Origin of the sequence: Acinetobacter seifertii (assembly GCF_000368065.1) — a bacterium.
Taxonomy (GTDB): Bacteria; Pseudomonadota; Gammaproteobacteria; order Pseudomonadales; family Moraxellaceae; genus Acinetobacter; species Acinetobacter seifertii.
On record NZ_KB851199.1, the window covers coordinates 330,609 to 357,295 of the forward strand.

The 26,687-nt window shown below is 40.5% G+C and carries 23 protein-coding genes, 3 tRNA genes and 1 pseudogene; 17 read left to right on the forward strand and 10 right to left on the reverse strand.

The genetic code is table 11. The features are described from left to right. The first annotated feature begins 59 nt into the window (after positions 1-59). Positions 60-761, forward strand: a complete 702-nt coding sequence (locus tag F985_RS06490) for an IS1-like element ISPa14 family transposase (RefSeq protein WP_001223318.1) — start codon at positions 60-62, stop codon at positions 759-761. A gap of 26 nt (positions 762-787) precedes the next feature. Continuing rightward, positions 788-1,426, forward strand: a pseudogene (locus tag F985_RS06495) (MFS transporter); the annotation flags it as partial. A 38-nt stretch (positions 1,427-1,464) separates the two neighbouring features. Here the strand turns inward: F985_RS06495 and pap are convergent. After that, positions 1,465-2,883 (reverse strand): polyphosphate:AMP phosphotransferase, encoded by a 1,419-nt coding sequence (gene pap / locus F985_RS06500; RefSeq protein ID WP_004699039.1) that lies wholly within the window; start codon positions 2,881-2,883, stop codon positions 1,465-1,467. A gap of 208 nt (positions 2,884-3,091) precedes the next feature. On the opposite strand from pap, the gene F985_RS06505 reads away from it, so the two are divergent. From F985_RS06505 to F985_RS06575, 15 genes are all read left to right on the forward strand, one after another. Continuing rightward, positions 3,092-3,799, forward strand: coding sequence for a DUF8198 family protein (locus F985_RS06505; RefSeq protein WP_004699041.1), 708 nt, complete (start codon positions 3,092-3,094; stop codon positions 3,797-3,799). A gap of 148 nt (positions 3,800-3,947) precedes the next feature. Further along, complete coding sequence (gene ubiE, locus F985_RS06510) at positions 3,948-4,895, forward strand: bifunctional demethylmenaquinone methyltransferase/2-methoxy-6-polyprenyl-1,4-benzoquinol methylase UbiE (protein WP_004699042.1); 948 nt, start codon at positions 3,948-3,950, stop codon at positions 4,893-4,895. An 11-nt stretch (positions 4,896-4,906) separates the two neighbouring features. Next, the gene (locus tag F985_RS06515) at positions 4,907-5,575 is read left to right on the forward strand and encodes a ubiquinone biosynthesis accessory factor UbiJ (protein WP_004699044.1); all 669 of its coding nucleotides are present in this window, start codon (positions 4,907-4,909) and stop codon (positions 5,573-5,575) included. A 12-nt stretch (positions 5,576-5,587) separates the two neighbouring features. Beyond that, positions 5,588-7,207, forward strand: coding sequence for an ABC1 kinase family protein (locus tag F985_RS06520; RefSeq protein WP_004699046.1), 1,620 nt, complete (start codon positions 5,588-5,590; stop codon positions 7,205-7,207). A gap of 120 nt (positions 7,208-7,327) precedes the next feature. Continuing rightward, complete coding sequence (locus F985_RS06525; protein WP_004699048.1) at positions 7,328-8,641, forward strand: FAD-dependent oxidoreductase; 1,314 nt, start codon at positions 7,328-7,330, stop codon at positions 8,639-8,641. A gap of 26 nt (positions 8,642-8,667) precedes the next feature. Then, positions 8,668-9,054 (forward strand): VOC family protein, encoded by a 387-nt coding sequence (locus F985_RS06530; protein WP_004699049.1) that lies wholly within the window; start codon positions 8,668-8,670, stop codon positions 9,052-9,054. 174 nt (positions 9,055-9,228) lie between these two features. Next, complete coding sequence (gene hisIE, locus F985_RS06535) at positions 9,229-10,002, forward strand: bifunctional phosphoribosyl-AMP cyclohydrolase/phosphoribosyl-ATP diphosphatase HisIE (RefSeq protein ID WP_004699051.1); 774 nt, start codon at positions 9,229-9,231, stop codon at positions 10,000-10,002. Between the two features lie 9 nt (positions 10,003-10,011). Further along, the gene (locus F985_RS06540) at positions 10,012-11,514 is read left to right on the forward strand and encodes a UvrD-helicase domain-containing protein (RefSeq protein ID WP_004699053.1); all 1,503 of its coding nucleotides are present in this window, start codon (positions 10,012-10,014) and stop codon (positions 11,512-11,514) included. A gap of 23 nt (positions 11,515-11,537) precedes the next feature. Next, positions 11,538-12,917, forward strand: coding sequence for an AAA family ATPase (locus F985_RS06545; protein WP_004699055.1), 1,380 nt, complete (start codon positions 11,538-11,540; stop codon positions 12,915-12,917). Between the two features lie 315 nt (positions 12,918-13,232). After that, a complete protein-coding gene (locus F985_RS06550; protein ID WP_004699057.1) occupies positions 13,233-16,082 on the forward strand; it encodes a monovalent cation/H+ antiporter subunit A in 2,850 nt (949 codons plus the stop codon). After that, the gene (locus tag F985_RS06555; RefSeq protein WP_000624229.1) at positions 16,079-16,447 is read left to right on the forward strand and encodes a Na+/H+ antiporter subunit C; all 369 of its coding nucleotides are present in this window, start codon (positions 16,079-16,081) and stop codon (positions 16,445-16,447) included. Before F985_RS06550 ends, F985_RS06555 begins: the two co-directional genes overlap by 4 nt. Continuing rightward, entirely contained in the window at positions 16,447-18,258 is a 1,812-nt protein-coding gene (locus F985_RS06560; protein WP_004699059.1) for a monovalent cation/H+ antiporter subunit D, read from the forward strand. The genes F985_RS06555 and F985_RS06560 overlap by 1 nt, the downstream gene beginning before the upstream one ends. A 2-nt stretch (positions 18,259-18,260) precedes the next feature. Continuing rightward, entirely contained in the window at positions 18,261-18,788 is a 528-nt protein-coding gene (locus F985_RS06565; protein ID WP_004699061.1) for a Na+/H+ antiporter subunit E, read from the forward strand. Next, entirely contained in the window at positions 18,785-19,060 is a 276-nt protein-coding gene (locus tag F985_RS06570; RefSeq protein WP_004699062.1) for a monovalent cation/H+ antiporter subunit F, read from the forward strand. Before F985_RS06565 ends, F985_RS06570 begins: the two co-directional genes overlap by 4 nt. Before the next feature lie 12 nt (positions 19,061-19,072). After that, positions 19,073-19,477 carry a Na+/H+ antiporter subunit G gene (locus F985_RS06575; RefSeq protein ID WP_004699064.1) on the forward strand — a complete coding sequence of 135 codons (405 nt, stop codon included), beginning with the start codon at positions 19,073-19,075 and terminating at the stop codon, positions 19,475-19,477. A gap of 59 nt (positions 19,478-19,536) precedes the next feature. Here the strand turns inward: F985_RS06575 and F985_RS06580 are convergent, their stop codons facing one another. The 9 genes from F985_RS06580 to tpiA form a co-directional block, all read right to left on the reverse strand. Beyond that, the gene (locus tag F985_RS06580; protein WP_002114836.1) at positions 19,537-19,938 is read right to left on the reverse strand and encodes a ribosome-binding factor A; all 402 of its coding nucleotides are present in this window, start codon (positions 19,936-19,938) and stop codon (positions 19,537-19,539) included. Further along, the gene (infB, locus tag F985_RS06585; protein ID WP_004699066.1) at positions 19,938-22,637 is read right to left on the reverse strand and encodes a translation initiation factor IF-2; all 2,700 of its coding nucleotides are present in this window, start codon (positions 22,635-22,637) and stop codon (positions 19,938-19,940) included. Before infB ends, F985_RS06580 begins: the two co-directional genes overlap by 1 nt. 10 nt (positions 22,638-22,647) lie before the next feature. Further along, positions 22,648-24,132, reverse strand: a complete 1,485-nt coding sequence (gene nusA / locus F985_RS06590) for a transcription termination factor NusA (RefSeq protein WP_004699068.1) — start codon at positions 24,130-24,132, stop codon at positions 22,648-22,650. A gap of 37 nt (positions 24,133-24,169) precedes the next feature. After that, complete coding sequence (gene rimP / locus F985_RS06595) at positions 24,170-24,694, reverse strand: ribosome maturation factor RimP (protein WP_004699069.1); 525 nt, start codon at positions 24,692-24,694, stop codon at positions 24,170-24,172. A gap of 215 nt (positions 24,695-24,909) precedes the next feature. Then, positions 24,910-24,986 (reverse strand) — tRNA-Met (locus F985_RS06600). An 89-nt stretch (positions 24,987-25,075) separates the two neighbouring features. Next, a tRNA-Met gene (locus tag F985_RS06605) sits at positions 25,076-25,152 on the reverse strand. Positions 25,153-25,190: 38 nt separating this feature from the next. After that, a tRNA-Leu gene (locus F985_RS06610) sits at positions 25,191-25,275 on the reverse strand. Between the two features lie 56 nt (positions 25,276-25,331). After that, the gene (gene secG, locus F985_RS06615; protein ID WP_002156913.1) at positions 25,332-25,661 is read right to left on the reverse strand and encodes a preprotein translocase subunit SecG; all 330 of its coding nucleotides are present in this window, start codon (positions 25,659-25,661) and stop codon (positions 25,332-25,334) included. A gap of 12 nt (positions 25,662-25,673) precedes the next feature. Then, positions 25,674-26,468: a triose-phosphate isomerase gene (tpiA, locus tag F985_RS06620; protein ID WP_004699071.1), complete on the reverse strand. Its 795-nt coding sequence runs from the start codon at positions 26,466-26,468 to the stop codon at positions 25,674-25,676. Between the last annotated feature and the right edge of the window lie 219 nt (positions 26,469-26,687).

Below are 26,687 nucleotides of genomic sequence, written 5' to 3' on the forward strand. Positions count from 1 at the left end.
GGTGGTGTTTCAAAAAGTATGCTGAAACAAAGCAGGTTGAATTTTGATAAAATAGAGAAATGCGAATAACTCTAGAAATCAAATGTCCAACCTGCCTCAGTGACAGTATAAAGAAAAATGGCATCAAAGTAGATGGGAAACAAAACTATCAGTGCAAAGACTGTAAACGTCAGTTTATTGGTGACCATGCTCTGAGCTATCTAGGATGTAATTCAGGCATTACTCGAAAAATATTACAGTTGATGGTCAGAGGTAGTGGTATACGAGATATCGCTGAAGTTGAGCGAATCAGTATCGGTAAAGTTTTACGTACTTTAACCGAATCGACCTACCAAATTCAGCCTAAACAAAGTCATTATGAGTCTCTTGAAGTTGATGAGTTTTGGACTTTTGTGGGAAATAAAAATAATAAACAATGGCTTATTTACGCCTACCATCGAGAAACAGGTGAGATTGTTGCTTATGTTTGGGGTAAAAGAGACTTAGCTACAGTTCAACGATTGAAAACAAAGCTTAAACAATTAGGTATTCACTACACCCGAATTGCAAGTGATCATTGGGACAGTTTCATAACTGCTTTTAAAAACTGCAAGCAAAGTATTGGTAAATTTTTTACTGTAGGTATTGAAGGTAATAATTGCAAAATAAGGCATCGAATTAGGCGTGGTTTTAGAAGGAGTTGTAATTTTTCAAAAAAGATTGAAAACCATTTTAAAGCTTTCGACTTAACCTTTTTTTACATCAATAATGGCTTCATTTAATGTCAGCATACTTTTTGAAACACCACCAACAAATTATGTCAACGCTTGCAGCGAATTGGAAAATTGTAGTTGTTGGAATGTGTATGGTTGCAACAACTACAACCATGTTCTATTTCATTACAGTTTACACCCCAACTTATGGAAAAGAAGTTCTACATTTAACAACTGCAGAAAGCTTATTTGCAACGGTAATGGTCGGGGCAAGTAACTTTATTTTATTACCTATAGGTGGTTATTTATCAGATAAAATTGGTCGAAAACCATTATTGATTACCACAACAGTTTTAATTTTTGTAAGTGCTTATCCACTATTAAGCTGGCTGACTCAAAACATTAGTTTGGCACACATGTTAGTTTCACTACTTTGGCTATCTCTGCTCTATAGCTTCTATAACGGCGCATTGGTTGTTTCCCTCACTGAAATGATGCCAAGCTCTGTAAGAATTGCTGGATTCTCTGTAGCGTATAGTCTTGCCACTTCTATATTTGGTGGGTTAACACCTATGATTGCCACATATCTTGTACAAGAATCTGGCAGCAAAAGTATGCCTGCTTTCTGGTTAATGTTTGCCGCAATCATTAGTTTAATTGCAACGCTTATTGTATTTCGCAATCGGAAAACTCTTGCTATAGAATCCCCATCAATGAAGGATCAACTTGCATAATCAAATAAGCAGTAATATTTAAACAGTTAAAGGAGACCTTAGTCTGCCTTTAACTGTTTTAAAATCGCTCTTAACACCTCTAACCGAGCTGTATATTTGTCATCAGTCGCAACAATATGCCAAGGCGCATACTCAGTGCTCGTCCGTTCAAACATATCTGCCGCCGCTTTTAAATAATCATCCCATTTATCACGATTACGCCAGTCTTCTGCGGTAATTTTAAAGCGTTTATGTGGTGTCTCTTCTCTGGCTTTAAAACGCTGTTCTTGCTCATCTTTACTAATTGCTAGCCAAATTTTCACTACAATGGTTTGACTATCAAACAAATCTTTTTCGAAGCGGTTAATCTCATCATATGCCCTTTGCCACTCTAAAGGTGACGCAAACTCTTCAACTCGCTCAACGAGTACGCGACCATACCATGTCCGGTCAAAAATCGTAATTTTTTCAGCTTCATTAATACGGTTCCAGAAACGCCATAAATAAGGATGTCTCGCTTCAAAGCGTTCAGGAGCTCCAATACAGTGAATTTCATATTCACGCGGATCTAAATTTTTAACAATTCGTTTAATGGCACCACCTTTACCTGCGGCATCCATTCCTTCAAACGCAATTACCACATTTCGTTTATCAAAGCGCATGCTATCTGCAATTCTTTTGCTCAGTTTATCGAGCTCTTTTTTATATTCAGCTTTATCAAGCTTTTCCTGAGCAGGTTTTAACAAACTTTCAGGAATCTTTGCTTGCTGCCATTTTCCTTTGACTTCACTTTCGTGCTCAGGTAAATCACGCATATTTTGCAAAAGATATTGGGCAAAAAACTGATCACGCTGTGTTTCATCTTCCCCATCAATAATGTACCAATCATCGGTAAAACGGCGGCGTAAATTTTGCAAAGTGTCATATTGTTTTTTATTACGCCAGTCTAAGCCATGGAGTTTATGCCAGTGCTGTTCAGAAGGGTCTATTTTATCTAACCGTTTTTGCAATGATTTCCAAGAAAGATCAAACCAGACTTTAATCACATCGACATAATTATTTTTTAAGTCTTGCTCAAATGAACGCATATTTTCAACATAGGCATCAAAACGTGCTTCATCCAAAGGCTCTGCAACATGAGTTGCAGTAACCAACAAGTCGCTATACCAATTACCAAACATCACCACAATTTGGCCTTCAGTTGGAATAAATTCTGAATAAAACTGCCAAAATGCTTCTGTATCGGTAAGCATACGTGGCGCATCTGCTTTTACCCGCAAATATCTCGGGTCTAACCATTCGCGAAGCTGCTTAACAGCCTCCCCCTTTCCAGCAAGCTCAATACCACTCATTAATATCAATGTACTTTTAGCATTAGGCTTCCCTCGACTATCTTTTAAAGCATATTGTGCTTCAATCAAATCGACTGAGAGCTGTTCTTTATCTCGAATTTCGAATTTCGGTTGTTGTTTACTCATAGTCTGGAGCTCTAATCTTTTATTGTTTAATTTCGATGATCTTTAACTTATGCGCTTAAATGATGAATTGCTATACAAATTATGTCATTGCGGCAAGATTTCACTTAAAAATTGACGCATAAATCATTTTTTTACATCTACTCGCCATAGTAGAAGGTTACAATGCCTCTTATGATTTTTTGTAAATAGCCCAATATTAGAGCCTTACATGTCTAAACTCGCTGCTTTTGATGATCTTTTACAACAATATAAAACATTTAATTATCATGATAATCCTGTACTTGCCCAACGTTTGCAAGATGTACAAACATGGCTAAAAGAGCGGATGAAAGATACCCATCATGACTTTTTTAATTTGCCAGAGCATAAGCTCATGTCAGAGTATTTTTTAAACCGTTTATATGGTGGCCCAGAGTTCGATGCGCTTGCTGCACAAATTGAACGTCTATTGAAATATGCCCATAAAGCCGAAAAAGTATTGCCTGAAAATGCGATTAAAACCGGAACTAAATCGGTAAGTTTGGCTGTGCTTGCGACTCAACTTGATGAGCAAGTGGCCATGCAACTTCTCACAGACTATCCAGCAGATACCATACTCACCGACGAGATCATGCGCTTAACCTTAATCAAGCTTGATCAAGCAGAAGCCCGTTATCAACAGCTTGCTCTTCTTGACGATCTAGGGATCGCTTTAGATAAATACATGCGTTCGTTTATGATGTTCACTGCTTTTAAAATGTGTAAAGGTATTGCTCAAAAATATCACTTTGAATTGATGTATGATTTTATTCAGGATGGTTTTAGCGCAATGAAACCATTAAAATCGGCTGAGGCTTTTATTAAGACTTTTACGGAAAAAGAACGTCAGATTGTTGAAAAAGTACATTCAGGACATCCGAATCCGTTTAGAGTGTGATAAGGTCGGCACATAGAAAAAACTCAACCTCGCGAAGTTGAGATTTTATTCATTATATTTGCATGATGATGCCTGTAAAAATAGACAAAATCTGTCATCATGCAGAACTTATTCCGTTTCACTTGAGTTTGAGTCTAGGAGAGACAATATGTCTAACGAAAACCAAAAGCCAACATCTCCAACTGAGCAGGCACAAAGTTCAGACAAAGTTAGCCCATTCCTAAGCTCACCTTTACCGCAAGGTACTCCTCAAGGGCAACAACAATCTTTACAGCAAACGCTAACAGATACACCTGTTAGTGGTTCTGTACCTAAATATAATTTACCACGTGGCGCAGGTAACACTGGCAACGTTGGTGAAACAACACACTTTGGTTACTCAACAGTTAGAACTGAAGATAAAGCTCAAAAAGTTGCTGAAGTTTTCCATTCGGTTGCAAGCAAATATGACCTTATGAATGACTTGATGTCATTTGGTATCCACCGTCTATGGAAGCGCTTTGCAATTAATATGTCTGGTGTTCGCCGTGGTCAACACGTGTTGGATATTGCTGGCGGTACAGGCGACTTAGCAAAAGTATTTAGCCGTGAAGTAGGTCCGCAAGGTCATGTGGTACTTTCAGACATTAACGAGTCTATGCTGAATGTTGGTCGTGACCGTCTGATCGATGCAGGCTGTACCAATGTCGATTTCGTTCTTGCCAATGCAGAAACATTAGAGCCATTTGCAGACAACAGCTTTGACCTTGTTACTATTAGCTTTGGTTTACGTAACGTAACTGATAAAGATGCAGCACTTGCTTCTATGTTCCGTGTACTTAAGCCAGGCGGTCGTTTACTGATTCTTGAATTCTCTAAACCTGTATTTGAGCCATTCTCAAAACTTTATGATCTTTATTCATTCACTGCTTTACCGATTATGGGTAAATTGGTTGCCAATGACTCAGAAAGCTATAAGTACTTAGCTGAATCAATTCGTATGCATCCAGACCAACGTACTTTAAAAGGTATGATGGAAAATGCTGGTTTCCAGAACTGTGACTATCACAACTTAACTGCTGGTATCGTTGCCGTTCACCGTGGCTTCAAACTGTAAGGTATAGCGATATGTGGTCGATTCTGGCACTTGGTGCAGTCGAACGTATCATTCATCATCTGATCGATCTGGATGCATTAACCCGCATTCAGCTCAATCAGTTACAGGGCAAAATGTTGCGTGTTGTGATCGATAGCCCGCAACTTTCTGTCGATGTATTCTTTGACCAAGAAAAAGTACGTCTTGAACCTACTGCAACTGGGCATAGCGAAAAACCTTCTATTTTTGAACAACGCCCTTTTGATCCGCAATTCAAAATTTCTGAAGCAACAGCAACTTTGCACGTTAAAGATGTGGTTGAACTCATCAAACTATTGGTGAGTGATGCAGACCAGATTGGTAATATCCCACTAGAAGGTGACTATCACCTATTACAAGATATTCAAAAAATTATGCAGCAAGCTGAACCTGATTTAGCTGCGCATTTATCAAAATGGGTTGGTCCTCAACTCGCTCATGAAATTGGCAAGATTCAGCTTGCACCAAAGCATTTAAAACGTTCTCTTCAAAGCCATCTATTTTTTGCTGAAGATGCTTTAAAAGAAGACAGTGGTTTATTTGCCCCACGTTGGGAAATGGACAATTTAAATCAAGCTACGCGTAAGCTTAATCAAGATATTGACCGTCTAGAAGCTAAATTGCAGCAGCTCAATGCACAACTACAACCCACTCAAGACTAGGTAAGACTGTATATGATTCCGCACGTTTCACGTTTACTCGAACTTTGGCGTATTGCAGCGCACTATAGACTCGATACGTTGTTCCCTGCGGATGAATTACCAGTTAAAGCTCAACGTGCATTAAGTGTTATTAAAATGCACCCAGCTGCATGGTCTAGTCGCGAACGTAAAAATCCTTTAAAGCTCAAAGAAGCTTTGGAAGAGATGGGACCGCTTGCAATTAAGCTTGGACAATTACTGTCAACTCGACGTGATTTGATTCCACCTGAAATACTCGCTCAATTGGTCTTACTTCAAGATCAGGTAAAACCTTTTGATAGCAATGTTGCCAAACAACGTATTCAAGAATCATTAAAAGCTGACGTAAATACCTTGTTTGCACGATTTGATGACCAGCCATTAGCAGCTGCTTCAATTGCACAAGTTCATACTGCTGCTTTGCACGATGGTCGAGAAGTTGTTGTTAAAGTGACTCGTCCTGACATTCGCAACCAAATTTTGCAAGACTTTGAGATTTTGGCATGGTTAGGCAACACACTAGAAAGCCGCCTTGAAGCTGCTCGTGCCTTACATCTATCTGAAATTATTCAAGATTACCGCCAGATTATCTTAAATGAGCTGGACTTGAGTATTGAAGCAGATAACACTCGTCGTATGCGCCATTATTTTACTGGCTCAACCATGATGTATGTGCCTGAAGTCTACATGGACACCAAAGATGTCATGGTAGCAGAGCGCATTACAGGTGTTCCTATTTCAGATACGGCAACCTTTGACCGTCTAGGCATGGATCGCGCTCAACTTGCAGAAAAAGGTTTAACCATTTTCTTTACACAAGTATTCCGCGATAACTTTTTCCATGCCGACATGCACCCTGGCAATGTCTTTGTAGAAACAATTAACCCAAGCAATCCACGCTTTATTGCACTCGACTGTGCAATTATGGGCGAGTTGTCTAAGCATGACCAAATGACCATTGCCCGCATGTTGCTTGCGGTAATGAACAGCAACTTTATGCAGCTCATTCAAATTGTGCATCAAGCTGGTTGGATTCCACCAGGTACAGACCAAGATGCGCTATCGCGCGAAATGCGTCGCACCGTTGGCCCAATGGTATCTAAACCAATGGATCAACTTGATTTTGCGGGTATCTTGATTCAAGTAATGGATATTGCTCGTCGCTTCCATTTAGAGATTCCACCACAGCTCATGCTGCTACTCAAAACTTTAGTGCATGTCGAAGGCCTAGGAACCGATCTTTACCCGCAGCTCGACATCTGGAAATTGGCAAAACCAATTTTGACAGAATGGGTCAAAGCCAACATGAACCCAGTCAAAAATATAAAAGAGTTAGGACAGCAACTACCTGACCTGCTTTTAGGTGCCCAAGATTTCCCAAGCTTAATTGTTGATAGTTTAAATGGTTTAAAAAATCAGTCTGCTTGGCAAGACCGTCAGTTACGCGAAATGCAGCAACTTCGTTTGCAAATGGAACATCAACAACGCCGCAGTTGGATATTTGGCAGTACCATGCTGATTTTGCTCACCATCGCGATTATTAGCCCTTGGTTTGTTTCTATTATTTTAATTGTGCTAAGCAGTTTATTAGCGCTTTGGCGTATATTGAAATAAGTTCTAAAACCCTTGCAAGTGCAAGGGTTTTTTATGGCCAACTTTAATTTTTAAAAAATATAGATCGCTTATTCGTTCATTGCTAAATTAACATTCATAAATGCTTGAAAAGAACAAACAATGAAAACACCTCATTTTGCCATTGTTGGTGCAGGTACAGCAGGTTTAGCCACTGCCATTTTGCTTGCCCGAGAAGGCAATAACGTTACTATTTTTGAACAAGTTGATGAGTTATCTCCAGTAGGTGCTGGGTTATTACTACAACCTGCGGGCTTAGCTGTATTTGAACATTTAGGTGTACTCGACAAAGCCTTAACCTTAGGTGCGAGAGTCACAGGCCTAGAAGGACAACTTCCGGATAAGCGCCTTTTAGTTAACAGTTATTATCACGAAGCATCAGCAAATCTTTATGGTTTAGGTATACACCGTGCCACTTTATGTCATGTACTCACTCAAAAGCTTAGCGAGTATTCAAGCCAGATTACTTGGTGTATGAACCATTCTATTGAAAGTTTTGAAGAACATAACGATGAAGTTCGGATATTCGGCAGCCATCAAAACCAAAAGTTTGATGCTTGCTTTGATGGCCTACTTATTGCCAATGGTGCTCGTAGCCAGTTACGCCCCAAAGCATGGGTAAAGGTTGACAAAGCTTATCCATGGGGAGCGGCGTGGAGTATCGTGCCTGAGTGCCAAGTCCTCGATTCTGAGATTCTGCATCAATTTTATGATCGCTCGAAAATTATGATGGGAATTCTTCCTACTGGAGCCATTCCAGCAGAACCTCAACAGCGCCTTTCGAGTATATTTTGGAGCTTACCTACCCCACAATTACAAAGCTTTTTGCAAGATGAACAAGCCAAGCAGGCTTGGTTAAAGCAAGTCTCAGAGCGATGGTCCAAAGTTGCAGAATGGCTCAAAGAAATTTTGTATAACAGTCCAACTGAGCCTAAATGGTTATCTGCAAACTATCGTGATGTCGTCATGACTCAATTTGGTCAAGGAAGAATCGGGGTAATTGGAGATGCAGCTCATGCAATGAGTCCACAGTTAGGGCAAGGCGCCAATATGGCATTATTAGATGCTTGGGCTTTTTCTCAATCATTACAACATGCCAATAAGAATCAGAATATTGATTGGTCCCTACTCTGGCAGCACTATCACCAGCTTCGCCAGTCATCCACCCAGTTTTATCAATTTCTCAGTCGCTCATTAACACCACTTTATCAATCTGATCATTGGTGGACTGGAAGTTTAAGAGATCTTGTTTTTCCGTGGATGTATCAAATTCCCTATTTTCGAAAGGAAATGGCCATCACAATTTCAGGTTTAAAGACTAGTCCGTTTCAACAACTTAATTATGATCAAGTCGCTCAATTACCTAAAGAAAGCCGTGCGTTTCATTTAAAAAATGAATCCCTGTCTGACTATTAACCCTATTGAATACTTGTGAGTAGCATATGAAAATCAGCCATCTTGATCATCTTGTTTTAACTGCTGCCAGTATTGAGAATACATGTAATTTCTATCAAACCGTATTGGGGTTTGAAGTCATCACGTTTAAAGGTAATAGAAAGGCTCTAAAGTTTGGAAATCAAAAAATAAATTTACACCAGCAAGGCAACGAGTTTGAACCGAAGGCATTACAGCCGACTCCCGGATCTGCCGACTTGTGTTTTATTTCAGACACTCCCATTTCCGAAGTGGTTGCACACATTAATCAGTTAAATATTCAAATTGAAGAAGGTCCTGTGGAACGTACGGGTGCAATGCATCCTATTCTTTCAGTTTATATTCGTGATCCAGATCAAAATTTGATTGAGATTTCAAATATTCTCACGCCTTAGTCATTTGAATAAGATACAGATTGGTAAGTGTTACAAGCTATTCATTACGCTAGCAAAGACAAAAAGGACAAAGAATTTTTCCGCAAAGCGACGTTGATGCCGTACACTATACAAGCTATTTTTTAGCATCAGATTGAAATCAATTTATAGTTCATATTTCTTTGGTGATTCCTCATGAATAACACGCAATGGCTCGATGAAGTAAAATTTAACGAACAAGGTCTTATCCCTGCCATTGCTCAACATCATCAAACCGGACGTATTTTGATGGTAGCGTGGATGAACCGTGAATCACTTGCGCTCACAGCAGAAAAAAATCAGGCTGTATACTTCTCTCGCTCTCGCCAAAAACTCTGGCACAAGGGTGAAGAATCAGGCCATTTCCAAACGGTTTATGAAATTCGTTTAGACTGCGACGGCGATGTAATTATTCTACAAATTGAACAGCACGGTGGTATCGCGTGCCATACAGGTCGTGAGTCTTGTTTCTACCGTAAACTTACTCCACAGGGTTGGGAAATTGTCGATGCACAATTAAAAGATCCTACCGCAATTTATGGTGACAAAGCTAAAACTGAAAGCCACGATCACGCTCACACCACTGAACAAGTTGATGTGCTTGCTCACTTAGGGCAATTAATGCAAGAGCGCAAGCAAGCAGAAGCAGACACTTCATATGTGGCAAGCCTCTACAAAAAAGGCATCAATAAAATTTTAGAAAAAGTTGGCGAAGAAAGCGTAGAAACTATTATTGCTGCAAAAGACTACGCTGCTCAGAATACAGAAAGCAATTTAAATGACTTGATTTATGAAACTGCCGATTTGTGGTTCCATAGCATTGTCATGTTGGGTTATTTCGATCTTAATCCACAACTTATTATTGACGAATTAGCTCGTCGTCAGGGTTTATCCGGTTTAGTTGAAAAAGCTAACCGCAACAAGGTTTAAAATCACTCAGTGTCGAATATCGAAAAACCTAAAGCCACCTATGAGCAAGCAATTGCCATAGATAATGGACGTCTTGGGCAATCATTTAAAGTGATTGCCTATGCGGGTACAGGTAAAACCACCACATTACAAATGATTAGCGATGCCATGCCTGAACGGCGTGGTATGTACCTAGCATTTAACAAGGCCATTGCAGGCGAAGCTCAGAACAAATTTCATCGCAATGTAGACTCCCGTACTTTTCACTCACTCGCGTTTCGTAGTGTGCCACGTGGTGTGACTGATAAATTACGCTTGCCTCGTTTAAGTCCAAGCTTTATTGCAAAAGAATATCGACTAGAACCGATTACCTTGCGACGTATGATGGGTGGGCGTTATGAAAAATACGTCTTAATGCCAAGTCGCCTCGCAAGCCTTGTCGCAAATGCGGTGAGCTATTTCTGTTCGACTAGCTCACAATACCCCGCTCCTCGACATATTCAGGCACCCAACTGGTTACATCCAGACGATATTACTGAGCTACAAACCCACCTTTACCCTGCTGTTGAACGGCGCTGGTTAGAGTCTATCGACCCGAACCATCAAGCCGGAATTGGTCACGATATTTATCTCAAGCTTTGGGCATTGTCTGAACCTAACATTCCAGCCGATTATGTCTTATTTGATGAAGCCCAAGATGCTGATCCTTTAATGTTAGGTATCTTACTTCGTCAAAAAAGTACGCAAGTTATTTATGTAGGCGATGCACATCAGCAAATCTACGCGTGGCGCGGTGCAGTAAATGCCATGCAACAACTACCTTTGCCAGAGTCTCGTCTCACCACTTCTTTCCGTTTTGGAGAGGCAATTGCCGATGTCGCCAACGCTTTGCTAGGGGGGTTAAATGAAACAGTTCCTCTGCTTGGCAATCTGAACCAAAAATCAAGTGTCGTCAATAAGCCTCATACCAAAATGCGTGATGCGATTTTGTGTCGTACCAATGCTCGGGCAATGGAGCTTTTATTAGCTGGTTTAGTTCACGGTGATAAAGTAAGTTTGCAGGCAGACCATCAAAAATTAAACCGTTTTGTAGATGCTGCGAGTCTCTTGAAACAGGGGAAACGAGTTACTGACGTTCCCGAGTTGGCATGGTTTAACTCATGGCATGATGTTCATGAATATTGTGAAACCAATGAAGGAAGTGACATTAAACCCTTGGTTAAACTGGTAGATGATCACGGCACTGACCCACTAAAAAAAGCGCTTGCAAAGATCACTCCACTTGAGCACGCTGACTATGTCATCTCTACTGCCCATAAAGCAAAAGGACTAGAATGGAATCGTGTCCATATTGAAGATGACTATCAATTTAAAATTAATGGCTTAGAGCACAAGATTACAGATGAAGAATTAAGATTACTTTACGTGGCCTGTACTCGTGCTAAAGTAAGTCTAAACATCCATCATCTTTATGATCTGATACAACAATTAAAAGTAAGGGCGCCTTTAAGTCTTCGAAAGTCGGTTGGTTGAAGCGCTCATAATTAGGTGAGCCTATGAGACTTGAATCTATCCAATTTAAACATGTTGCTCTGTTTCATGATCTAAAGATCCAGTTTGAATATGATAAACAACCAATTACTTTAATTTTAGGTGAACAGGCAACCGGAAAAAGTATGCTACTTAAGCATATTTATAATGCCTTAACATGGTTTCCTGCTCGCTTGAAAGATGTCCGTACTCCAGGCGTGGTTATGCCTGATCAAGACATTACCCTTTCTCGTTTGCAGTCTAAAATAGAAGTCAGTATTCATATTCCTTCAGAGTTTGGTCAACTCCCTGAAACAACTTCAGTACAGCAGACTGACACATCACTTTGTAGCTGGAAACTGTTTAAGACCTTAAATTCGAGTGGAATAGGCATGAGTCAAGTCGAAACTCAACAACTCGATCAAGCCATTGCACTTTATCATCAAGTAACGAGAAAAGACCCACTTCAAGGTCTGCCCTTACTTGCCTATTATCCATCTGAGCGCTTTGTTAACGATATAAGTTTGCTCAACAAAAACCTACCTGGCATTACCCAATCTATTTCTGCTTACGATATTAGTTTAATTCCATTTACAACGTTTACTCGCTTTTTTGAATGGCTACGTGAAATTAGCGATATTGAAAATGCGCAAGCAGCTCATGTTGTACAAAAAATTATTTCACAACAATCAAATCCAGAAGATCAGGACGAACTTTTACGCCAACTTCAAATCGAATTGGCAGGACAACCAAAGCAACTTCCCTCACCAAATTTATACGCACTCAAATCAGCGTTAAAAACTGTTTTTCCAGAGCTTTCTGAGCTCTATTTACAATATCACCCAAAGCTTCAACTTATGGCCCATTACCAAGGTGAGATTTTAACGTTTCAGCAACTTTCAAATACCACAAAAACATGGATTGCTTTGGTAGGTGATATTGTTCGTAGACTTTGTTTGCTCAATCCATTGAGCCTAAACCCTTGCCTTGAAGGCGAAGGAGTTTTGTTAATTGACCAGATTGATTCGCAATTAGATGCTCTGCATTGTTCTGAAATTTTAAATCGTTTACATCAAGCCTTTCCGCGTTTACAAATTATTGTGACTGGAAGTCGTGAAGAACTACTTGAACATGCAGTTACCTACCAATGTCTTAAATTAGAACATGGCAAGGTTACTCAACTTGATTTAAATACCACTCAACAGCAGCTTGAGCACCTTTATACGCTATTGCAAAGAGATGAAACAGTTCCTCATGTCGATACGCTACCGCTTGATACTCAACCTTCAATAACTCAAATCGACAGTTTGTACCAACAAATCCAAAGCTTAAATGAACAGCAAAAAATTGAATTATTACGTATGATTCATACAGGAGATACTTCAGAAGAAACTTCTTCTCTTTAAAACGTTATTATTCATTTAGTGCAATTTTTATAATAAAAACCTCATTCGCTAAATATACGATGAAATCTGGTTTTTAAGCTGAAAAATCACTAGATGTTGTTACCGCATGTAATAACATCAGATTTTTAATGATTTTTTAGTGTACAATAAATTTCATTTTGCGTTTTTATTATTCAAGTTGCGCAATACAACTTGTTTCTCGCTTTATTTTTCTAATTTGGTCGGGTTTTCAGAATATAAGCTTTGGAAATCTCTTTGAATTCCTATCTATTCTGAAATGAAAATTTCACCTTTAGGCTTCGGTCTAAATTATATATGGATACGAGTGTGCTACCGATAATTATCTTATTACCGTTAATATTAGGCACCACCCTTGTTTCATTGCTTCAACGGTTTTCACGTGGAGTAACGGCTTTAGGGGCAATCGGAGTCAGTTTAACCAGTTTTGGTTTATTACTGACTCAAGCTAAAACAGTGCTTAGTGGTGCAAGCATTCAACAAAGTTGGGATTGGTTACCACAACTTGGGATTAATCTGAGCTTTAGACTTGATGCCCTTGGTTTATTATTTTCTCTTCTTATTACCGGTATCGGTACACTCATTTATATTTATGCCTATTACTATTTAGGCCCTAAAAATTCACTAAGTAAACTATATTTATTACTCATGCTGTTTATGGCAGCTATGTTGGGTATTTCTCTTTCCAATAATTTAATTATTTTATTAGTCTTTTGGGAACTTACCAGTATTTCATCCTTCTTATTAGTGGGTTACTGGAGTCATTACGAAGCAGCCCAGCGTGGCTCACGTATGGCACTTACCATCACAGGAATGGGTGGACTCGCTATGCTAGGTGGATTTGTCTTATTAGGACAAATCACAGGTACCTACGAAATTAATGACATTGTCGGAATGAAAGATCTCATTCAAAGTCATCATCTTTTCGTTCCAGCGCTTTTGCTTATTTTACTCGGTGCTTTTACAAAAAGTGCGCAGTTCCCTTTCCATTTTTGGTTACCCAATGCAATGGCTGCACCCACTCCGGTATCGGCTTATTTGCACTCAGCAACCATGGTTAAGGCTGGTATTTTCTTATTAGCTCGTCTTGCACCTATCTTTATTGGTGCCGCGCTTTATCACAACATCGTTACTTTTGTAGGCCTATTTACGCTCTGTATGGCCGCATGCTTTGCAATCTTTAAAGAAGATTTAAAAGGACTGTTAGCCTATTCAACCATTAGTCATTTAGGTCTTATCGTCTGCTTGCTTGGTATTGGCTCACCTTTAGCTGTTGCAGCAGCGGTTTTTCATATTATTAACCATGCAACATTTAAAGCTGCGCTGTTTATGATTGCAGGGATTATTGACCATGAAACTGGTACACGTGATCTTAGAAAGTTAAGTGGGGTATGGCAATTACTGCCGTTTACCGCAACACTTACCATGATTACTGCAGCATCAATGGCAGGTGTTCCGCTCACCAATGGCTTTATTTCAAAAGAAATGTTCTTTACCGAACTGTTAGCAAACCTTTCAGGTTCAACAGTTATCTTTGCCAGCATTGTTGCGACTCTTGCTGGTATTTTTGCAGTGAGTTATTCAATCCGATTAGTACACGGCGTGTTCTTTGACGGTCCAATTGGTAAACAAGTGCCAAATAAAAATGCGCATGAACCACCAATTGGCATGCGAGCACCAGCCATACTACTTGCAACACTCTGTATTTTAGTGGGTATTTTCCCATCCTTACTAGTCGAGCCTTTAGTTAACAGTGTGACACGCGCAAGTCTCATGCAGCCTGATTTTGCAGGAACTCATCTTGCAATCTGGCATGGATTCAATGCACCTTTAATCATGAGTATTATTGCCTTAGTGGGCGGTACACTTTTCTATTTTGCTTTAGCAAAAGACGGCATGATTCGTAAAATTGACCTCGATCCAAGACTCGGTCGCTTACAAGGTCGCATTTTGTTTGATTTATTTTTAAAACATTTATTATTAACTAGCCGTAAAATCAAACAAAAAACTGAGAATGGTTCGCTACAAAGTTACCTGTTCCTCATCATTGCTTTTAGCATCATCATGGTTACCCTGCCTTTAATCAATCAAGGGCTTACAACAGGTACCCGTGAACTGACACATGCACCATGGATTGCTATTGTTCTTTGGCTAACATTATTCTCTGGTTGTTGGATGATGCTCTGGTTTCATCATGAGCGTATCAAAGCAGTACTGATTAGCGGTGCAATTGGTCTTGTGGTTACCATGGTATTTGTCACCATGTCGGCACCAGACTTAGCGCTGACTCAAATTACAGTCGATGTAGTTACTACTGTATTGCTGTTAATGAGTTTATCTCTACTTCCCCAACTCACACCATATGAATCTCTTCGTTCTCGACGTTTAAGAGATGCAGCTTTAGCAATTATTGGTGGTTTAGGTATCGGCTGGATTACGTGGCTCATTTTAACTCGTGATCACAATTCAATTTCATGGTTCTTTGCGCAGCAGTCTTTACCACTAGGTGGTGGTTCAAACATTGTAAATGTCATTTTAGTCGACTTCCGTGGCTTCGATACCTTCGGTGAAATTACTGTACTCGGCATTGCTGCGATTGGAGCACTTTGCTTAATGGATGGTATGCGGGTACATGGTACCACCATGACACAAGGCCTCACATATCGCTTTAACCCATCTCCACTCATGTTCCGTATTACGGCATCATGGGTACTGCCTTTAGCACTTGTCGTAAGTGTCTACATCTTTATGCGCGGACATAATTATCCTGGCGGTGGCTTTATTGCAGGTCTAATTACCTCAATGGCACTCATTATTCAGTACATTGCTTTAGGTCAAGATCAAGCGGAACAAATGCTAAAAGCACAATCTGGTCGTCTATACGAAGTCTGGATTGGTTCGGGTTTAACAATTGCAGGCTTAACTGGTATTGCCGCATGGTTCTGGGCACGCCCATTCTTAACTAGTGCTCATGTCTATGTTGAGTTACCAGTTTTAGGAAAACTACATCTGGCTTCAGCAGCAAGCTTCGATTTGGGTGTGTATATCACAGTGGTAGGTGCCACGATGCTACTCATTTCTGTATTAGGGGACTCTCGCCACTCGAGTATGTCTGGTCCTGTACCTCATGGGGAGAAATCATCATGATCAGTTTAGAATTCTTACTGGCCTCTGCCATTGGGCTACTTGTTGCGACAGGCATTTATCTCATTTTGCGTGCACGTACATTCCCTGTTGTATTGGGATTAGCCGTACTCGGTTATGCAGTTAACTTATTTTTATTCGCGATGGGCCGCTTACAAGTGAGCTCACCTGCAATTTTAACTGAAACGACGAATATTACAGACCCACTTCCTCAAGCACTTGTTTTAACTGCGATTGTTATCGGCTTTGCGACTACAGCGTTCATTGTGCAACTAGCATTACGAAGCCGCTATGAATCAGGTAGTGATCATGTTGATGCTAAAGAAGATATTTCCCCAACATACGACCCACGTGAGGATGAGCCGTGATGTTTGATTTTTTATCTTTTTGGCAAGCAAATACACCTATTTTCAGCATCCTCATTCCTGCTTTTACTGGTTTTATCTTATTACTTTTAGGTAATCCTGGCGCTGGCGCATTGAAAGAAGATTGGCGACAACCTTGGCGTCGTGGCATTAGTTTAGTCTCAGCAGTTGCAGGCTTAGCCACTGCTGTTAATTATCTTATTGTTGCAAATACCGGACAAATTACGGTTTATCAGTTGAGTGAGTGGTCAGCTCCTTTTGGTATTGTCTTGGTACTCGACCGACTCTCTGCATTTATGCTGGTTTTAACCAATGCATTAGCAGTTCCAGTTCTATGGTATGCCAGCGCAAATTGGGATACACGTGGACGCTATTTCCACGCCATATTCCATTTTCTTTTAATGGGATTATGCGGAGCATTTCTCACAGGTGACTTATTCAACCTGTTCGTTTTCTTTGAAATTTTGCTTATGGCGTCTTATGTCCTGCTACTACATGGACAAGGGAAGCCACGATTTCAACTTGGCGTACACTATGTCATTATCAATCTTTTAGCCTCTGCCCTATTCTTAATTGGCCTTGGTATGATTTATGGCAGTGTAGGCAGTCTAAATATGACTGACGTTTCACGCCTTTTACCAACTTTAGATGCAGACCAGCATAAATTAGCAGTTGCTGGTGCCCTACTCTTATTTGTTGTATTTGGTATTAAAGCTGCCATGTTACCGGTTGGTTTTTGGCTACCAAAAACTTATGCCGTTGCAAGTACGCCCGTTGCAGCAATATTTACCATTATGACCAAAGTGGGGATTTATGCCATTTTACGTGTCAATGGAACAGTATTTAACGATGTAATCAGTCAGGAAATCTTTAAAGGTTGGCTTCTTCCAATTGGTTTAGTCACTTCTTTATATGGTGTGATTGCAGCAATTGGTGCAGATCGTCTCAGACGTTTTGTTGGTTTTATGGTGCTGTCTTCGATTGGTACTCTATTGACCGCAATAGCAATGTCAAACACGCAAGCATGGTCAGGAGCATTGTTCTATCTCGTACATAGTACACTGATTGGTGCTGCGTTTTACCTGTTCTGTGGCTGGATGACTTCACAACGTGGTGACTTTAAAGATCACTTAAAGATTGCTCCGCGAATCAAGCAAGAAAAAGCAGCGATGCTGACTTATTTTTTAATTGCAATGATGCTTGCCGGGTTACCGCCTTTTAGTGGCTTCTTTGGGAAAGTATTTATTCTACAAGCGACTGTTGAAACTGCATATCAAGGCTGGATCATTGGAGTCGTGCTTGTTGTAAGTCTATTAAGCATTATTGCGTTAACACGTATCGGGTTTATTTTATTCTGGAGAGCTTCAGTACCAGAAGAAGACCCAAAAAATCCTGCTTACATGAGTTATCAAGCTCTACCTGTACAAGCACCACCACGTAATGATTCGGTTATTTATATTCTGCTTGCAGGCTTGATCACTTATGTAGTGTTTGCTTCACCCGTATTGCACTACACCACTGGTACGGCTCAACAAATTCAAAACCATGCGCTCTATCAGCAGTCTATTCTTAAGACTGACCAAAATGGCGAAACTATTAGTGTTCAGCCTTATGACTCATCTTATTTACCAGAAACAAAGTATGGTGGAGAAGTTGAAGATCATAATGCATATCTCGTTCCTGACATTATTTCTAAAGACACTTTTAACGGTGAGCATATTTCCGAATATAAGCGCCGCCAAATTCAGCAGCAGGAAAAATTGCTAACACCAACGATTGCTGATGAAAGTCAACTGAAACCTATGGAGCCTTAACAATGCAGCTATCTAAATTGCTTGAACGTTGGTTCCCACATCCATTTGTTTCTTTTTTGATTATTATTTTCTGGTTAATGCTCTCGCATAGTCTTGATGCCAGTGACCTACTTATGGCTGTAATTTTGGGTCTTGTGATTCCGCGTTTAGTTCGACCTTTTATTACCAGAACACCTCACATCCATTGGCAACCAGCAATAAAACTATTTTTTATTGTACTTTGGGATATTGTTATTTCCAATTTTCGTGTTGCAAAGCTGGTATTAGGGCCGCCTAAAAAATTACATCCTAAATGGTACCGTGTGCCTTTAGAAACGGAACATGAACAGGTAAATTCCTTACTGGCAATGATTATTACCACAACACCGGGAACTGTCTCAGCTGGTATTGATCAAGAACGTGGTGATATTCTGGTGCACTCACTGAGTACAGAAAATACCGAAAGTGATGTGCAAGACATCAAACAACGTTATGAAGCTCCGCTCATGGAGATTTTTGATGTAAAAAGCAAATCGGAGGACAACATATGATCATCCTACCTTATGCTCTTGGTATTAGCATGATTGCTATCACAATCTCTATGTTGCTTTGCTTGTTTCGAATGGTGATGGGGCCATCAATTGTAGATCGTCTTTTGGCACTCGATACGCTTTTTCTAAATGCAACTTGTCTGATTGTTGTATTAGGTATCTATTGGACAACCACCTCTTTATTTGAAGGGGCATTATTGGTTGCCATGCTAGGGTTTGTTTCGACAGCTGCTTTGGCACGTTATTTCACAACTGGTCATGTGATCGATTAAAGGGAGGTCAAAATGCAATTTACAATGGAAATTATTGTTTCGATCTTTCTGGTTTTCGGTGCATTCTTTATGTTAGTCGGGTCGATCGGAATGGTACGCCTACCCGATCTATTTATGCGCTTACATGCACCTACCAAATCGAGCACGTTGGGTTTAGGTAGCTTTTTAATTGCTTCAATGATCTTTTTTGCTTTCCAAGGCCGCTTTGGTTTTGCCGAACTATTGATCACACTTTTGGCTTTTATTACAGCTCCTGTTTCAGCCAATTTAATAGCACAAGCGGCACTGCATCTACGCTTACGCTCACTCAGTGGTGAAGTTCCTGAAGCAATAGAACGTCCATTACCATGGGATCGTTATAAAATCGGACAACGCTTTTCACAGAATAAACCTCCGATGGATCCACCTAAACATTAAGTAAAATGTTGAATAATAAAAAAGCCACCCCAAGGTGGCTTTTTTATTTTGAGTTTTAATTACTCTTGGTCATCTGACTTACGTTCCGGTAAATCTTGTACCGCTTTTTCAATAAGACCAAACATATAGTTACCATATGCATTAGTCTTATCGTAATGGAAACGTAAACGAGGCGTAATACGAGTTTTAATACGACGGCTTAACTCATGACGCAAGAAACCAGAAGCTTTATTTAATACATCTAAAGTTTCTTTATTTGCTGCTTCACTTTGTTCATCACCTAGCTCACGCCCCATAACAGTAACGTAAACTTCAGCATATCCCATATCCGCACTGACTTTCACCGCAGAGATGGTCACTAGACCACCTAAGCGAGGATCTTTAAGCTCTTGACGGATTAGCTCAGACAACTCGCGTTGTACTGAATCCGCCATGCGCTTTAAGCGTTGGCTACCCGCCATTAAAGACTCCGTTTAATCAATTGAACATCATATACTTCAATCTTGTCTTGTACTTTGATGTCTTTATAACCTTTGACCGCAAGACCACATTCCATACCGGCACGAACTTCCTCAACCACATCTTTATAACGACGTAATGATTCAAGTTCACCTTGGAACACAACCACGTCATCACGTAATACGCGAATCGGTTTATTACGATGCAATGTACCTTCAAGTACCATACAGCCTGCTGCTGCACCAAACTTACTTGAGTGGAATACTTCACGTACTTCAGCAACACCCAAGATTGTTTCACGGTGTTCAGGAGCAAGTTTACCGCTCATGGCATCTTTCACATCATCAATTAATTCATAAATGATGCTGTAGTAACGAATATCGATACCGTCTTGGTCACTGCGTTGACGAGCAGCTGTATCAGCACGAACGTTAAAGCCTAACAATACAGCTTCTGAAGATTCAGCAAGAATCACATCAGACTCAGTAATCGCACCAACACCTGAACTAATTACACGAACTTTTACTTCATCAGTAGATAGTTCATATAAAGCTGCATTTAATGCTTCTAAAGTACCACGTACGTCAGTTCTTAAAACAACGTTCACTGTAGGAACGTCTTTTTTGCCCATTGACGACATAATATTTTCAAGACGCATTGCGCTTTGACGGTCAATACGTTTTTGACGTTCACGGTCAGCACGAGCATCGGCAACTTCACGTGCTTTCTTCTCGTCATTTACAACAAGAACTTCATCACCTGCCATTGGAGCATCTGGAAGACCCAGAATTTCTACTGGAATAGATGGTCCTGCTGATTTAATTGGCTTACCGTTTTCATCAGACATTGCACGGACACGACCATAAGATGAACCTGCAAGAACAAGGTCACCAATATTTAATGTACCGTTTTGAACAAGAATAGAAGTTACTGCACCACGGCCTTTATCAACACGTGCTTCAATAACAACACCTTGCGCAGCACCTTCAGCAGATGCTTTTAATTCCATCAATTCCGATTGAATAAGAATTAAATCAAGGAGTTCATCAATACCTTGTCCAGTATGTGCAGAAACCTTAGCAATCGGAACATCACCGCCCCATTCTTCTGGAACGATTTGTTTCGTTGTTAATTCATTTAACACACGGTCTGGATCAGCAGATTCTTTATCCATTTTGTTGATTGCAACAATAATTGGAGTACCTGCTGCACGAGCATGGTCAATTGCTTCTGCAGTTTGTGGCATTACACCGTCATCTGCCGCAACAACCAATACCACGATATCTGTCGCTTTAGCACCACGTGCACGCATTGAAGTAAACGCAGCATGTCCCGGTGTATCAAGGAATGTAATGATTCCTTTGTCTGTTTCAACGTGATACGCACCAATATGCTGGGTAATACCACCTGCTTCACCAGCCGCCACTTTCGAACGACGGATACGGTCAAGCAATGATGTTTTACCATGGTCAACGTGACCCATAATCGTAACAACTGGTGGACGAGTTGTTTGCTCACCACGTGCTTCTTCAGCCGCTTCAAGCAAGTTATCTTCCGCTTGTGTATCAGAAACTAGAACAGGGTTATGGCCCATTTCTTCTACAACAAGTGCTGCTGTATCTTGGTCAATCGCTTGATCTTGGTTAACCAACTCACCCATTTTCATAAGTGTTTTGATAACTTCACGTACTTTAATCGCCATTTTTTGAGCAAGATCGGCAACAACAATACTTGAACCGATTTCTACATCGTAGACTTGCTTTTTAACTGGCTTTTCAAATCCATGCTTATTTGCTTGGCTTGATTTTAAACCACGTTTGTTATGGTTAACGAAGCTTTGCTCTTCTTGACCACGACGACCGCCTTTCTTACCAGCACGCGGGTTAGTAGTTGCACCACCGCGTTTAATTTCACGGTCTTCTTGCTTGAATGAATCTTCATAAGCTTGGCCAACAAGACCTGAAGCAAGTGGAGAATCATCAATTACGCGAATTGTTGTCGTTGTATCATCATTTGAATACTTAGACGCCATTTTGCGCATTTGTTCAAGTGTACGTTGTTGAGCTTCTTCAGCCGCTTTACGACGTGCAGCTTCTTCAGTTGCTTTTAACTGAGCTGTTTGTGCTTCGCGTGCTTTCTTTTGCTCTAAAGTTTCTGCTGGTTTTGGTGCAGGTTTTACTGTACCACCACCACGTTTTTTCACTACAACAGCAGCTTTAGGTGCTGACTGTGCAGCGCTATCTTGTTGATGAGCAGCACGCATAGCATCTAAAGTTGCTTTTGCTTTTTGCTCTGTTTGAAGACGCGCTTTTTGCTCTGCAGTATCACGCGCTTGTTGATCTGCACGTGTTTTAGCTTCTGCTTCTGCACGCGCTTTAGCTTCTGCTGCAATTTGTTCTGGGTTTGGCTTAGCAAAAACCTGTTTTTTACGTACTTCTACGTTAATTGTTTTTGCTTTACCTGAAGTACTTGCAACTTTAGCGGTACTGGTTGTTTTACGTTTCAACGCAATTTTTCCTGTGTTACCACTTTCCTGACCATGTACTTTTTTCAAATGATTGACCAAAGTATCCTGTTGTTCAGTGGTAATAATGTCGTCTGCTGTACGTTGAGGCAAACCTGCTTCACGAGCCTGTTCTAGGAGCTTCTCAACAGGACGTCCTACAGTGAGAGCTAACTCTTTAATCGACTTGTCCGTCATATTTCATCTCCTAGTTAAACCATGATTCGCGAGCTTTCATGATCAATTGACCAGCTTTTTCATGATCAAGACCTTCAATATCAGAGATATCGTCAGTAGCCTGATCTGCCAAATCATCAACGGTAATAATACCGCGAGCGGCAAGCGAGTAAGCGATCTCAGAAGTCATGCCTTCCATAGTGAGGAGGTCTGCGCTCGGTTCTTGAATATTTTCTTGCTGTTTCAAAGCATCAGTAAGAGCTGCTTCTTTTGCACGACTTTGCAATAACTCAACCAATTCAGCGTCAAGCTCAATTTCGTCAAAAGTTTCAGCAGGTACATAAGCAATCTCTTCTAGAGAAGTGAAGCCCATTTCCACCAATGCCATTGCTAAATCTTCTTCAATATCTAAACGTGATACAAACATGTCAAGATACTGCTGAGCTTCATTTTGCTGACGAGCACGATACTCTTCTTCAAGCATCATGTCGAGTTTATAACCAGTTAAATCAGAAGCCAAACGAACGTTTTGACCTTGTGAGCCAATCGCACGAGCCAATTGATCGCTGGTTGCAAAAATAATGTCGGCACTTCTTGCATCTTCATCAAGCACGATGCCTGAAACATCAGCTGGTTCTAATGCACTTGCAATGTATTGAGCTGGATCATCAGACCAAACCACTACATCAATACGTTCACCATTTAACTCTTGTTGCACAGCTTGGATACGCGTACCACGCATACCAATACACGCACCTACAGGGTCAATACGGTGATCATTTGTTTTCACTGCAATTTTAGCACGAACACCCGGTTGACGTGCTGCTGCTTTAATTTCAATGATTTCTTCAGAAATTTCAGGAATTTCTTTTTTCATTAAAGCAATTAACATTTCAGGCTTAGCGCGTGATAACAACAACTGAGCGCCACGACCTTCACGGTTAACATTATATAAAATAGCGTTTACACGTTGCTTTGGACGAAGAATTTCTTTAGGAATCATTTCTTCACGTGCAAGATAAGCTTCTGCGTTGTCGCCTAAGTCGATAATAAAGCCATCTTTGGTTTGTTTTTTCACTTCACCGTAAATCAACTCACCAACTTTAGACTCGTATGCATCAGCAACTAAAGCACGCTCAGCTTCACGAATTTTTTGTACGATAACTTGTTTTGCAATTTGTGCAGCAATACGACCAAACTCGATAGATTCCACTTCGAGCTCACGTACATCACCAATTGACCATTTAGATGGGTCAAGATCAGAAATCGCGTCTTGGCAAGCTGGCATTTCATGATCTTCATCTGCCACAACAGTCCATTGACGGAATGTACGGTAATCACCTGTTTTACGATCAATTTCTACACGAAGCTGAGCTTCTTCAGCATGTGTACCTTCGTAAAATCTTTTCTTCGTTGCAGCAACTAGAGCTTGTTCTAAAGCCTCGAAGATCGCTTCACGACTAACACCTTTTTCATTACTAACCGTTTCTACAACGGTAAGAATTTCGCGGCCCATAAGTCACCTACCGATTTCTTATATAATTTAAATAAATTTAATCTTGATAGATCAAGTTTGCTTTATCGATATTGTTGCTGTCGATATCAAGCACATGCTTTCCTTCAACTTCAACCTTAATCTCTTCATTTTCAAGGTCTACAGCAAGGAGTTTTGCTTGAAATTTACGGCGATTTTCTACTGCTGAAATTAAACGCAAAGCAACCTGTTGTCCAATGTAGCTTTGCAATTGTTCGAGTTGAAAAAATGGGCGATCCCAACCTGGTGAAGAAACTTCTAATGAATACTCACCTGAAATCGGGTCATGAACATCTAACATTGCGCCGACTTGTTGTGTAACTCGTACACAATCTTGCACACCAATACCACGACCTTGTTCTACTTCACCATCTTCATTAATCACTGGTTCAGCATTTTCATCAACTGGTCTATCGATATAAATACGCAATAATGAACGTTTACCTTGTGGAAGGAATTCAATTCCCCACAGGTCAACACTACATGCTTGCACTGCTGGGGCAATCATGTCATACAATGCTTGGGATTTATTTGATAATTTCATTTACTCTCGTCATTCTCGTGCGATTCAATCGGTTGTTTTAACCGACACAGACCTACTATAGTGAAGCATGACTATTTGACCAATTGATGTCGACACTACACGATAGCGATACGATAACCAATAAAAAAGGGCGTTAATCGCCCCTATGTAGCACAGAAAACAATAGTCCACTGTGCAAAAAGGCCCACTTGTCTGTGAGCCTCTTTTAAGAAACTTGGTAGCGGGAGCTGGATTTGAACCAACGACCTTCGGGTTATGAGCCCGACGAGCTACCAGACTGCTCCATCCCGCATCAACGTGCAAAAATTATATACAAATATCAAAAAAAGTCAATGTAAACTTATCTAATATTCGCTTGATTAAGTTGCACCTTAATCAAATTGGTAGCGGGAGCTGGATTTGAACCAACGACCTTCGGGTTATGAGCCCGACGAGCTACCAGACTGCTCCATCCCGCATCAATAAACTGCTTGCACTCAACTTTCTGGTTCAAAGTTGGTGCGGAAGGGGGGACTTGAACCCCCACGCCCGAAGGCACTACCACCTCAAGGTAGCGTGTCTACCAATTCCACCACCACCGCAGCTTGTGGGACGCATTCTAGTCCTTCCAACTGTAAAAGGAAAGCCCTATTTCGAATTATTGACCCGTTTTTGGTGCATTTGGTGAAGTTTCAGGCGATGTTGTTTGAGCTGGTGCTGTTGTTTGTACAGTTTTCAAGCTATACGCTTCCGTCGTCTGTTTTTTCGCAAAAACAGCAAGAGTTAAACTCGTTACAAAGAACAATGCAGTTAAAACAGCAGTTAAGCGAGTAAGGAAATTACCCGAACCCGATGCACCAAATACAGTTGCTGCACCGCCGCCGCCAAAAGAAGCACCAGCATCTGCGCCTTTACCGTGTTGCACTAAAATCAATGCAATCATCAGTACAGCTAAAATAATATGTACAACAAGTACAAAAGAGTGCATACCCTATCCTCGTTATTTGCTTTGCGCGAAGGCTTGTACAATTTGATAAAAAGATGCTGCATTTAATGAAGCACCGCCGACCAACGCACCATTAATGTCTGGACATGCAGCTAATTCAACAGCATTTTCAGCTTTTACACTACCACCATATAAAATAGCAATATCTGAACCCGCTGAAGTAAGCTGACATAAGCCTTCACGAATTTTAGCGTGCATCGCTTGTGCATCTTGTGGAGAAGCTGTTTTACCTGTACCAATTGCCCAGATAGGTTCATAAGCAATCACGACTTGGTTTTGCCATTGTTCAGCAGTAACCACAGGTGCAATATCGCAAATTTGCTGTAAAACAACTTGCTCTGCATGGCCTTGCTCACGCTGTTCAAGACTTTCACCCACACAATAAATTACAGTTAAGCCCGCACTTAATGCATTTTGGAGTTTCGCCTTCAAAATTTCAACGTTGTCGCCAAAAATATCACGGCGTTCAGAATGCCCGACCAATACGAAATTAATTTGGCTATCTTTTAATAATTCTGCACTAACTTCACCAGTATAAGCACCTGTACCTGCAATACGCGATACATCCTGCGCAACTGTATATACTGTTCTTGCAGCATCCTGCAATTGCGCCTGTACTGTTGTAAGTGCAATAGAAACAGGGGCAACGCCCACATGGCAGCTTTCATCTGCAATTTGGTTTTGTTGCAATAATTGTTTAAATTCTTCTATAAGTTGGTTGGCGTTAGCACGCATTGGATTCATTTTCCAGTTGCCAACTACCCAAGGCGTAATCGTCGTACCCGACATACTGCTCACCTTTCATCAAAAATGCAGCACATTCTACACGCATTTATACAAATTTCAGATACTTTTCTTTAATGGGATTACTTATATCTTTTCTACTCTTTGAAATTAAAAAAACTTTATAAGGGCTCAAACTTAAACATTCTAAAAATTAATCCATAAAAACTTCGACTGGTTCAAGCTTTAACAGTCTGAGTAGGACTAGAGCAACATTTTATAAGG